The sequence below is a fragment of the Azospirillum sp. B506 genome, from assembly GCF_000333595.1.
Classification (GTDB): domain Bacteria; phylum Pseudomonadota; class Alphaproteobacteria; order Azospirillales; family Azospirillaceae; genus Azospirillum.
Genome location: NZ_BADK01000418.1, coordinates 1 through 11,309 on the forward strand (window position 1 = coordinate 1; position 11,309 = coordinate 11,309).

General features: G+C 68.8%; 9 protein-coding genes. 6 read left to right on the top strand and 3 right to left on the bottom strand.

All coding sequences use genetic code 11. The features are described 5' to 3' along the window. The coding region (locus I71_RS12790; protein WP_042695241.1) for a sigma 54-interacting transcriptional regulator at positions 1–1,418 on the top strand (1,418 nt) is incomplete at its 5' end. Positions 1,419–1,450: 32 nt separating this feature from the next. Here I71_RS12790 and I71_RS12795 read toward each other — a convergent pair. Then, the gene (locus I71_RS12795) at positions 1,451–2,266 is read right to left on the bottom strand and encodes a zinc-ribbon domain-containing protein (RefSeq protein WP_042695242.1); all 816 of its coding nucleotides are present in this window, start codon (positions 2,264–2,266) and stop codon (positions 1,451–1,453) included. A gap of 168 nt (positions 2,267–2,434) precedes the next feature. Then, positions 2,435–4,084: an electron transfer flavoprotein-ubiquinone oxidoreductase gene (locus I71_RS12800; protein ID WP_042695243.1), complete on the bottom strand. Its 1,650-nt coding sequence runs from the start codon at positions 4,082–4,084 to the stop codon at positions 2,435–2,437. Positions 4,085–4,274: 190 nt separating this feature from the next. On the opposite strand from I71_RS12800, the gene I71_RS12805 reads away from it, so the two are divergent. The 5 genes from I71_RS12805 (at position 4,275) to I71_RS12825 (ending at position 11,011) form a co-directional block, all read left to right on the top strand. Continuing rightward, on the top strand, positions 4,275–5,120 hold the full coding sequence (locus tag I71_RS12805) for a uracil-DNA glycosylase family protein (RefSeq protein ID WP_307188987.1): 846 nt from the start codon (positions 4,275–4,277) through the stop codon (positions 5,118–5,120). A 228-nt stretch (positions 5,121–5,348) separates the two neighbouring features. Continuing rightward, positions 5,349–7,616, top strand: a complete 2,268-nt coding sequence (locus I71_RS12810; protein ID WP_083897132.1) for a lytic transglycosylase domain-containing protein — start codon at positions 5,349–5,351, stop codon at positions 7,614–7,616. A 52-nt stretch (positions 7,617–7,668) separates the two neighbouring features. Next, entirely contained in the window at positions 7,669–8,205 is a 537-nt protein-coding gene (gene moaB / locus I71_RS12815) for a molybdenum cofactor biosynthesis protein B (protein ID WP_042695245.1), read from the top strand. After that, a complete protein-coding gene (locus I71_RS12820) occupies positions 8,202–9,218 on the top strand; it encodes a phosphotransferase family protein (RefSeq protein ID WP_244433800.1) in 1,017 nt (338 codons plus the stop codon). Before moaB ends, I71_RS12820 begins: the two co-directional genes overlap by 4 nt. Positions 9,219–9,310: 92 nt before the next feature. Continuing rightward, the gene (locus I71_RS12825; protein ID WP_042695246.1) at positions 9,311–11,011 is read left to right on the top strand and encodes a tetratricopeptide repeat protein; all 1,701 of its coding nucleotides are present in this window, start codon (positions 9,311–9,313) and stop codon (positions 11,009–11,011) included. Between the two features lie 41 nt (positions 11,012–11,052). Here I71_RS12825 and I71_RS12830 read toward each other — a convergent pair. Beyond that, on the bottom strand, positions 11,053–11,309 hold a 257-nt coding region (locus I71_RS12830; RefSeq protein WP_042695249.1), incomplete at its 5' end, for a hemerythrin domain-containing protein.

The following is an 11,309-nucleotide window of genomic DNA, read 5'->3' on the forward strand; positions in this document are numbered from 1 at the left end:
TCCACATCGACGCACCGGGGCTAGACCCGACGGCGCTTCCCGCCCTGTCCGATGCGCTGCGCACCATTGTCGGCGTGCAGTCGGTGGCAGCCATCGACATGCTGCCGGGCACGCGGCGGCGGCTGCATCTGGATGCACTGCTCGCCGCCCTGCCCGACCCGGTGCTGGCAATCGACCGCAAGGGCCGGGTGGTGGTGGCCAGCAGCGCCGCCGCCCAGGTCGCCGGACTGCCGGACTCGCGCCTCGCCGGTCTCGATCTCGGCGAGCTGTTCGGCGAACCCGGTCTGACGCGCGAGCTGACCGATGGCGGCTTCCGCATGTCGGGCCGCGAGGTGACGCTGAACGGCCAGCCCTTCCTTCTGGAGGTCACGCCCATCGTCGATGTCGAGGCGGCGGGCGCGGTCATCACCCTGTTCACGCCGTCACGCCTGGGTGAGCGCCTGAATGCGATCCAGAATTTCGATGAGGGCGGCTTCGACCGCATCCTCGGCGAATCGCCGCCGGTGCGGGCGCTGAAGGCACGGGCCTTGCGGGTCGCCCAGATGGAGGCGCCGCTGCTGATCCTGGGAGAGACCGGCACCGGCAAGGAGCTGATCGCCCATGCCTGCCACCGCGCCAGCCCACGCCGCGACAAGCCATTCCTGGCACTGAACTGTGCCGCGGTGCCGGAGAATCTGGCGGAGAGCGAACTGTTCGGCTATGCGCCCGGCTCCTTCACCGGGGCGCAGCGCGGCGGCAAGCCCGGCCTGCTGGAGCTGGCGCATGGCGGCACCGTCTTCCTCGACGAAATCGGCGAGATGTCGGCCTATCTGCAGGCCAAGCTGCTGCGCTTCCTCAACGACGGCAGCTTCCGCCGGGTGGGTGGCGAGCGCGAACAGAAGGTGGATGTCCGCGTCATCAGCGCCACCCACCGCTCGCTGGAGGCGATGGTCGCCGACCACAGCTTCCGCGAGGATCTGTTCTACCGCCTGAACGTGCTGACGCTGGATGTTCCGCCCCTGCGCGAACGCGGCCAGGACATCCTGCTGCTGGCCCGCCACTTCATCGGCCGCGCCGCCGCACAGGCCCGCCGGCCGCCCGGCCGCCTGACCCCGGCGGCGGCGGCGGCCCTGCTCGCCAACCGCTGGCCGGGCAATGTGCGCCAGCTGGAAAACGTCATCTTCCGCGCCGTGACGATGAGCGACGGCGGCATGCTGGACGCCGACGACCTGGAACTGGCCGGCGCCGGCATGCAGTCGGCCGATGGTCCAGCGGAGGACGCCGGCAGCTGGGAGGACGCGGTGGACGGGTTCGAACGGACACTGCTGCGCCGGCTCTACCCGCGCTTTCCGTCCAGCCGCAAGCTGGCGGCACGGCTGAACACCTCGCACACCATGATCGCCAACAAGCTGCGGAAATACGGCATTCCGGAGCGGTAAAGCCGGCCACCGGACCGGATCACCCCATCGGATCAATGGCCCGACGGCTTGGCCGGGGCGGCGTGCTTGTCGGGAGCCGGCTTCGCGGCAGCGGGCTTTTCCTGGGCTTTCTCGCCAGCGGGCTTCTCGGCAGCGGGCGGCTCCAATCCGGGGGGCGGGCCGCCGAAGGTGATCGTCACCTCGGTCACCGGGCCTGGATCGGGCTGGCTGTGGTGGAACCCCGCCACGGCGCCGGGGCCGAGGGTTTCGGCGGACTGTTCGATGACCCAGCTTTGCAGCAGCTTGTGCTCCGGGCCGAAGCTGTTGACGCGCAGCGGCGGCAGCATGCGCTCGGCATCGGTGGTGTTGGCGACCTCGCCCTCCAACAGCAGAACCGTCTTCCCACCGTCCTGCTTCTGTTCGGAGCGGATGTTGCGCAGCTCCAGCCCAAAGCCCGGAGGTTCGGCCGGCAGGCCGATGGTCTCATAGAGCAGTGCCGCAGGCGGCCAGCCGCGGACGATGGCGTCCCGACCGAAATAGGCGCCGGCGGCGGTACCGGCGACCAGCACCCCCAATACGGCGAAACCGATCACCGTGCTGCGGGCCGGCTTGACCCGCGGTCCCTTGGACGGCTTGGTCCTGGACGTCCCGGCATCCCTCACGGCGCCCTTGCCGGTGGCCGGCTTTGCCGGTCTGACCGGCCGGAGTTCCGTCGGCGCGTCGGGAATGACCGGCTCGCGCTCCGCCCGCTCGGGCATCTGCCACCAGGTATGGCCGCAGCGGGCGCAGCGAACCTTCCGGCCATCCTGCCCGAGAGACTCGTCGGACAGGGTGTAGCGCGTTGAACAGGTCGGACAGGAAACGATCATCGCGCCGTCGCAGAAAGGTTACCACTTGCCTTATAGATAGGAGCGGCCCGCGGCGCAACCGGCACCCGCGGGGCCGGACCGGTCATCCGTTCGCATGTGGCTTCGGCGCATGCTTTCACCCCCTCCCGCAGCCGACGAAGCGTCGGCGGGAGGGGGTGAAAGGCCCCCTTACATCCCGCCCGGATAGTTCGGGCCCCCGCCGCCTTCCGGCACGACCCAGTTGATGTTCTGGGTCGGGTCCTTGATATCGCAGGTCTTGCAGTGGACGCAGTTCTGCGCGTTGATCTGCAGCCGGGGATCGCCGCCGTCGTCGTTGCGGACGATCTCGTACACGCCGGCCGGGCAGTAGCGCTGCTCCGGCGCATCGTAGAGCGCCAGATTGACGCTGATCGGGACTGACTTGTCCTTCAGCGTCAGGTGCGGCGGCTGGTCTTCCTCATGGTTGGTGTTGGAGAGGTAGACCGAGGACAGGCGGTCGAAGCTGACCTTGCCGTCCGGCTTGGGGTAGGCGATCTTCGGCGCCTCGCTGGCCTTCACCAGGGTGGTGTGGTCGGCATGGTGTTTCAGCGTCCAGGGCGACTTGCCCTTCAGCGCCGTCTCGTAGGCGGCATTGGCCAGACCGGCCCACAGGCCCTTCTGGAAGCCGGGACGGATGTTGCGGACGGCGTGGAGTTCCGGCCAGACCCAGGACTGCTTCAGCCGCTCCGGATAGGCGATCACCTCCGGACCGTTGTCGGCACCGCCGGCCAGATGGTCGAACACCGCCTCGGCCGCGACCATGCCCGACTTCATCGCGGTGTGGTTGCCCTTGATCTTCGGCACGTTCAGGAAACCGGCGCCATCGCCGATCAGCAGGCCGCCGGGGAAGGTCAGCTTCGGGATCGACTGGAACCCGCCCTCCGATAGGGCGCGGGCGCCATAGGCCAGACGGCGGCCGCCCTCGAAGGTCGGGCGGATCGCCGGGTGGGTCTTGTAGCGCTGGAATTCCTCGAACGGGCTCATGTGCGGGTTCCAGTAATCGAGGCCGACGACGAAGCCGACCGACACCAGATTCCCTTCCATGTGATACAGCCACGACCCGCCATAGGTCTTGGGGTCCATCGGCCAGCCGATGGTGTGGACGATCAGGCCCGGCTTGGACTGGGATGGGTCGACCTCCCACAGCTCCTTGATGCCGATGCCGTAGGTCTGCGGCTGGCAATCGCGGCGCAGGTCGAATTTCTCGAACAGCATCTTGGTCAGCGAGCCGCGGCAGCCCTCGGCGAAGATGGTCTGCTTGGCGTGCAGCTCCATACCGGGCGTGTAGTTGCCGGTCCTCTCGCCGTCCTTGCCGATGCCCATGTCGCCGGTGGCGACGCCCTTCACCGCACCCTTGTCGTCATACAGCACTTCGGCGGCGGCGAAACCGGGGTAGATCTCCACCCCCAGCTCCTCGGCCTGGGTCGCCATCCAGCGGGCCAGATTGCCCAAACTGATGATGTAGTTGCCGTGGTTGTTCATCTGCGGCGGGGCGAAGGGCGACTTGTAGGCCTTCGTCTCCGTCAGGAACAGGAAATGATCCTCACGCGCCTTGGTGGTGAGGGGAGCCCCCTTCTCCTTCCAATCCGGAATCAGCTCGTCCAGCGCATGCGGTTCGAAGACGGCACCGGACAGCAGGTGAGCCCCCACCTCCGACCCCTTCTCGATCACGCAGACGCTGAGGTCCTGCCCGGTCTCGGCCGCGCGCTGCCGCAGGCGGATCGCAGCACTCAGGCCCGACGGGCCGGCGCCGACGATCAGAACATCGTATTCCATGACCTCGCGCGGTTCGCGTTCCATAACCACACTCCCCCACCGTCTTGTTTTGGTACTGTTTCCCTCGGGACGCCCTATGGTGTTTTGCGGGCGCGTGCTTGTAGCACGGTTTGCACCGCACCCAAATTGGGTATCTGACATGTAAGACCACACGATCTGTGGTAAGGTCAAACGATGATTGACGTATGCGACATCCTCGACGCGCTGCGCTGGCATGCCGACATCGGCTGCGACGAGGCCATCGGCGACGAGCCGACCGACTGGGCCACCCTCACCGCACGGACAGCCACGCGGCCCCCGGCGGCCGGCGCACCCGCGTCGGCTGGCCATCCGGCTGCGGTCCCGGCGGCTGCCATGGCACGCGGCCCCGCCGCGAACCGGGCGCCCGCCCCCGCGGCCGGCCGGCCAGCCAGCCTCCTTCCCCTCTCCCGACCAGCCGCTGGGCGCCAACGAGGCCGGCATCCAGGCCCGTGCCCGTGCCGGCGATGCGCAGACCCTGGAGGCGCTGGAGGCTGCCCTGCGCAGCTTCGACGGCTGCCCGCTGAAGGCCACAGCGATGAACACGGTCTTCGCCGACGGCAACCCGCAGGCCCAGGTGATGCTGATCGGCGAAGCCCCGGGCGAGGACGAGGACCGGCAGGGCAAGCCCTTCGTCGGGGTCAGCGGCAAGCTGCTGGACCGCATGCTGGCGCAGATCGGGCTGGACCGCAGCACGGTCTACATCTCCAACATCCTGCCCTGGCGCCCGCCCGGCAACCGCAGCCCGACCCAGGCGGAAATCGCCGCCTGCCTGCCCTTCCTGGAACGGCATGTGGAGCTGGTGCAGCCGAAGCTGCTGGTTGCGTTGGGCGGCGTTTCCGCCAAGACCCTGCTGAACCGGGCGGAGGGAATCACCCGCCTGCGCGGGCAGTGGCGGAGCTACGAGGTCACGGGAAAATCCGTTCCGCTGATGCCGATGCTCCATCCGGCGTACCTCTTGCGCAACCCTATCGCAAAGCGCGAGGCATGGCGTGATATGCTTGCCTTGCAACAAAAGATCGCCGAAGACGGAACCAAGTAATTCCAATAAAAAATACGATATCACAGCCCGGTCGAAATCGTTCATGTGAAGGCAATCGCCGTGGAACACAAATGAAGCCAAATCATGCCGAAAGGCACCTTCCCAACGGGCTAGAGCCATTTTTCCAGCTTCGTTAAAGCGTTGTAACATCTGACGAATACCGCCGCTGACACAATCCGCGTGAATCCGTTGCTTGCGGTTCCCGTCGGTGTGAGGTATTTCGGGAGAATGCTCCGGATATTTTGCAGTGCAGCATACCGGGCCGCGAACGCGGCCCCGCTGCGGCGGAACCTTCTGGGGGTGCTGGGTCTCACGGTGGCTTACACCCTGGGACCCGACGGTGCGGTCGGGTTCCGGCCCGCTTGCGCCGCCCTCATCATCCACGCGCCGGACGGTCACGCCGTCGTCCCGCCCGGCGGAGATTCCGTGCCCGACCCCGACCGCCCCGTTTTCCGTGACGCGCCAAGCGATCCGGCCATGGGGCTCCCAGAAACCGCTGCCCCCGATACCGCGTTCCCCTATCCCCACGCGCCGGAGTCCCACGCATCCGGCAGCCCGCCTGCGAACACGCCGCCGGTGGCCGACGACGCTCCCGGCGGCCCGGCGGTCGCACCGCTGTTGCTCGCCAGTGACGAAAAGGCCCGTGCCGTCCAGCTGGACGAGGAGGATGCCGCCCGTTACCGCCGCATCTTCGCGGCGCAGAAACAGGCGGAGTGGGAAACCGCCGATGCCGAGATGGCGAAGCTGAAGGACCGCCGGCTGATCGGCTATGTCCTGCGCCAGCGCTATCTCCATCCCGACCGCCGCGCCAGCTACGAGGAACTTGCCCGCTGGATGCAGGATTACGGCGACCTCGCCGGGGCGGAGCGGGTTCATACCCTCGCCCAGAAACGCCAGCCCGCCGGCCAGAAGGCACCGAAGCCGCCGCGGGGGGAGGAGCGCGTCCGCCTCGTCGGGTCGCTGGAACGGCTGGGCGGCCTGCGCACCGTCGCCAGCAACGAGGAGGACGATGACGACAGCGTCACCGTCGCCCCGCGCAGCCGCACCGTGTCCCGTGCCCGCAGCGATCGTGCGGCGGTGGCGCGGGTGGAGGAACTGCTGCGCTCCGGCCGCACCAACGGCGCGCTGACCCTGCTGAACCGGGACGAATTCGGCGGCAAGCTCGACACCGTGCAGTATGACGCCGCCCGCACCCGCATCGCCGCGTCCCTCTATTATTCCGGCGAGACGGCGCAGGCGCTGACGCTTGCCTCGGCCAGCGCCGCACGGTCCGGCGACATGCTGCCCGAGGCGCACTGGATCGCCGGCCTCGCCGCATGGCGGCTGAAGCAGACCGACCGCGCCGCCCGCCATTTCGAAGCCATGGCGGCGGCCGGTCCGCGTTCCCCCTGGAAGGCCGCCGCGGCGGATTACTGGGCGGCCCGGGCGCTGGCCCGCAAGCCCGGCAAGGAGAAGGCCGCGGCGGAGCATCTGGCTGCGGCCGCCCGCTATCCCCACACCTTCTATGGCCTGATCGCCCTGCAAACCCTGGGCAGCCTCGGCGACGTGCGCTGGCAGGCGCCGGATCTGACCGGGCAGCAGCTGGCGGCGATGGCAGCCAGACCGGCAGGAGCCCGCGCCATCGCCCTGCTGCAAGCCGGACAACGCGAACTGGCGGGTCTGGAACTGCAGCGCATCGACCCGCAGGGCGACCCGCTGGTCGAACAGGCGATGGTGGCACTGACCGATCGCGCCGGGGTTGCCTCGCTGGCGCTGCGGTTGGGCAATGCCGTCGCCGGGCCGGACGGCGCCCCCTATGCCGCGGCCCTCTACCCACTGCCGCATTGGACGCCGCGCGACGGCTTCGCGGTGGACAGGGCGCTGGTCTTCGCGGTGATGCGCCAGGAGTCGCGTTTCGATCCCAGATTGGTCAGCTCCGCCGGCGCGACCGGGCTGATGCAGATCCTGCCCAGCACCGCCCAGCATGTGCGCGAGCGCAACGCCGACATCGGCAGCGACGATGCCAACCGCGACGCGCTGTTCGATCCGTCGCGCAACATGGAACTGGGCCAGCGCTACCTGTCGGAGCTGCTGGGAATGCCGGAGATCGACGGCAACCTGTTCCTGGCGACGGCCGCTTACAATGCCGGGCCGGGCACGCTGGCACGCTGGCGGCGGGATCTGGACGACATCACCGACCCGCTGCTGTTCATCGAAAGCCTTTCCTTCGGCGAGACGCGCGACTATGTGGAGAAGGTGATGGCGAACTTCTGGATCTACCAGCTCCGGCTGGGCCAGGAGACCGCCTCGCTCACCGCTGTCGCCAACGGGAAATGGCCGGGCTACACCCCGATGGATGGCCATCCGGCCCAGGTCGCGGCCCGTCCGGACCCGCTGCCGGCGGGGAAGGAGGCCGCTTCGGCCACGGACGCGCCGGTTGCGAGAACGCCGGTTCCGATGGAAACGGCGCCTGTGGAAACGGTGGCTGAGCGGGGTGAGGCCAGCCCGATACCCTGACCGCCGAACCCCCTGTCGGGTTCCGGCCCGACATGAGGACATGCCTGCCGCCATGCCGAAGATCGACGAGAACCGCCCCTTCCTCCCCGTGAACATCGCGGTGGTGACGGTGTCCGACACCCGCAGCGCGGCAGACGACCGCTCCGGCGACGCGCTGGCGGAGCGGATCGCCGGGGCCGGCCACCGGCTCGCCACCCGCAGCATCGTCCGCGACGACATCGCGGCGATCCGCGCCCAGGTCCAGGCCCATATCGCCGATCCGCAGATCGACGTGGTTCTGACCACCGGGGGCACCGGCGTCACCGGCCGCGACGTGACGCCGGAAGCGGTCGAGGCGCTCTATGAAAAGGCGATCCCAGGCTTCGGCGAGCTGTTCCGCTATCTCAGCTATGCCAAGGTCGGCACCTCCACCATCCAGAGCCGGGCGACCGGCGGTGTCGCCAACGGCACCTATATCTTCGCGCTGCCGGGTTCGCCCAGCGCCTGCCGCGACGCCTGGGACGACATCCTGGTCTGGCAGCTCGACAACCGTCACCGCCCCTGCAATCTGGTGGAGCTGATGCCCCGCCTGCGCGAGCATATGGCGTGAGCGGACCCGTCGGCTTCTCCATGGAGTCCCTGCACGCCGGCCTGATCCGGCTGCCGCGGCTTGCCGATCTTTCCGCCGACGCGCTGGAGCCGATGCCGCTGAAGGGCGTCGCCCACGACCATGTCCGGCTGCGCGGCCGGCGGCTTGTCGTCCGTATCCCGCGCTGGAGCCAGCTCGGTCTCGATGCCTGGACGGCGCTGGACCGGCAGGCCACCGCCTTCCGGCGGGCGGAGATGTCGGGCCATACTCCGCGCTTCGCCGGACTCCTGCCGCCTGGGGAGGGGCTGCCACTGGGCGCCCTGGTGGTGGGCGAGGTGGAGGGACGGACGCCGGTGCTGCCCGACGACATGCCGGCCATCGCCCGTGCGCTGGCAGCGTTGCACCGCATGGCGCCGCCCGATTTCTTCGAGCCGCTGCCCGCCCCGCCCGATCCGGTCGCGGCCCTGCTGGCCCAGGTCGAACGGCAGGCGGCATGGTTCGACCGTGCCCCCCTGTCGACCCAGACCCGAATCCTGATCGCGGAAGAGCTTGCCGCCGCGCGTGTCGGCGACCTCGCCCCGCCGCCCGAAACGCCGATGCCGCTGACCGCGGTCGGGGTGGACGTGCATCCCGGCAATTTCCTGATCGACGCCCACGGCAAGGCGTGGTTCACCGACCTGGAAAAGCTGCAATACGGCCATCCGGCCAGCGACCTTGCCCATGCCAGCCTCTACACGTCGACCAAATGGGACCCGGGGGTCGATGCGGAATTGACAGCGGCCGAGATCGACGCCTTCATCGCCGCCTGGGCGATGGCGGTTCCCGGCGATCTCGCCGACGAGGTGTTGCCCTGGCTGAAGCCTTTGCGCCGGCTGACCTGGCTGCGCACCCTGTCCTGGATGGCCCGCTGGTCGGTGGAAGGCGCCAGCCTGTCGCCAGGCATGCCGGAGAACCTGCGCACCCACATGGACGCCCATGCCACCGACATTCTGCGCCCGGAGCGGATCGAACAGGTGCGGCGGGAGTGGCGTTAGCAGATGCGAAAAGGGCGCCAGCACGAAAGTCACTTGCCCGCGCCCTACCGAAGATGATGGGATACCGACTCGGAAAACGAGGTGACGAGAGCATGACGAGTTTCCGACGCCGGTTGCTGCCGATCTCCCTGGCCGCCCTTGTGGCCGGGTCAACCCTGGCGCCCACCTTGGCAGCAGGCCCTGCGGATGGCGCCGCCTCGGCCACCGGCAGTTATCTGGCCGGCCGCTATGCCCAGCATCAGGACGATTGGACCGCGGCGGCGCGTTTCACCGCGCAGGCTCTGGCTGCCGATCCGGACGACCCCGCCCTGCTGCGCCGCAGCTTTCTGCTGCGGCTGGGCGAGGGACGGATCGAAGCGGCAATCGACTATGCCAAGCGCCTGCTCGACGACCAGGGCGAACCGCAGATGGCGCTGACCCTGCTGGCTGCCGACGCGCTGGCCAGGGGCAAGCTGGACGACGCCGATGGTTTCGCCGGCCGCCTGCCGACCGACGGGCTCGGCCGCTTCCTGACGCCGCTGACCCGCGCGTGGCTGGCGACGGCCCGCGGCAAGACGGACGAAGCGCTGGCGGCGCTGCAGCCGCTGTCCGGTGTCCAGGGCTTCGAGGCGCTCTACAACCTGCATGCCGCCCTGATCCTCGACCTTGCCGGCCGCAACGACGAGGCGGCGGCCCACTATGCCAGGGTGACGGAGACCGACGCGCCGCTGCGGGTGGTGCAGATCGTCGGGAACTTCATGATGCGGACCGGCCGCAAGGATGAGGCACGCAAGCTCTACCGGACCTTCCAGGGCAACAACCCGGATGGGCTGCTGGTGGAACCGGCGCTCGACGCCATGGCGAACGCCCCTTCCGAAACACGCCCGGTCCCGGACGCGCGCTCCGGCCTTGCGGAGGCGCTGTTCGACCTGGGCAGCGCGCTGAATCACGAGAATGCCACCGAGCCGGCGCTGCTGTTCGGCCGCATCGCCCTGCATCTGCGTGGCGATCTGGCGCTCGCCCATCTGCTGATCGGCGACATCACCGCCTCACGCGACCATCACGACGAGGCGCTGGCCGCCTACCGGCAGTTGGAGAAGGACCCGCTGCTGGGCTGGACCGCCCGCATGCGCGAAGCCGACAGCCTCGCCCGGATGGACCGCAACGACGACGCCATCGCGATCCTCAAGGACCTCGCCGCCGAGCGGCCGGAGCGGACCGACGCCATCACCCGGCTCGGCGACCTCTATCGCTACACCAAGCGCTATGCCGAGGCGATCCCCGCCTACAGCACGGCACTGGAGCGGATCGGTACGCCGCAGGAACGGCATTGGCCGCTGCTCTACGCCCGCGCCATGTGTTTCGAGAAGACCAAGCAGTGGGCGCAGGCCGAAGCCGACCTGCAGACCGCCTTGAAACTGCGGCCGGACGAGCCGTCGCTGCTGAACTTCCTCGGCTACAGCTGGATCGACCGCGGCGAGCATCTCGACAAGGCCAGGGCGATGGTGGAACGCGCGGTGGAGCTGCGCCCGCGTGACGGCTACATCGTCGACAGCCTGGGCTGGGCGCTCTACACACTGGGCGATTACGAGGCCGCGGTCGGCAAGCTGGAGCGCGCGGTGGAGTTGAAGCCGGGCGATCCGACCATCAACGACCATCTCGGCGACGCCTACTGGCGGGCCGGCCGCCGCAACGAGGCGCGATTCCAATGGACGCGGGCGCTCCGCAACGCCGACGATGACACCGACAAGGATGCCATCCAGGCCAAGCTGGACACGGGCCTGCCCGACCGGAAAGCCGCCGCGAAGCAGTGAATGCAGGCCCTCCCGTCCCGGGGAGAGGGCGCTTCCTCGCCCTACATCATCTCTCCCACATAGGGCTTGTACTGGCTGTCGGTCTGCTGGATGTGCTCCACGAACCAGTCCTTCAGCAGCAGGATCAGGTCCATGCGCAGCATGGTGGGGTTGTCGCCTTCGAAATCGCGGGCCAGCTTCTCCACCTCGTCGGCGAAATAGCGGTGGGCGGCAAGATGGCCATCCAGGTCGGGATAGCCGCAGCGCTCCATCATCGCCTCCTCCCGGGCGAAATGGACGGCGACAAATCGCGGAGGCG

Bases quoted from the DNA above. Each gene is read 5' to 3' on its own strand.
- I71_RS12810 (WP_083897132.1), top strand. From the start codon at position 5,349: ATGCTCCGGATATTTTGCAGTGCAGCATACCGGGCCGCGAACGCGGCC.
- I71_RS12795 (WP_042695242.1), bottom strand. From the start codon at position 2,266: ATGATCGTTTCCTGTCCGACCTGTTCAACGCGCTACACCCTGTCCGAC.
- moaB (WP_042695245.1), top strand. From the start codon at position 7,669: ATGCCGAAGATCGACGAGAACCGCCCCTTCCTCCCCGTGAACATCGCG.
- I71_RS12800 (WP_042695243.1), bottom strand. From the start codon at position 4,084: ATGGAACGCGAACCGCGCGAGGTCATGGAATACGATGTTCTGATCGTC.
- I71_RS12805 (WP_307188987.1), top strand. From the start codon at position 4,275: ATGCCGACATCGGCTGCGACGAGGCCATCGGCGACGAGCCGACCGACT.
- I71_RS12825 (WP_042695246.1), top strand. From the start codon at position 9,311: ATGACGAGTTTCCGACGCCGGTTGCTGCCGATCTCCCTGGCCGCCCTT.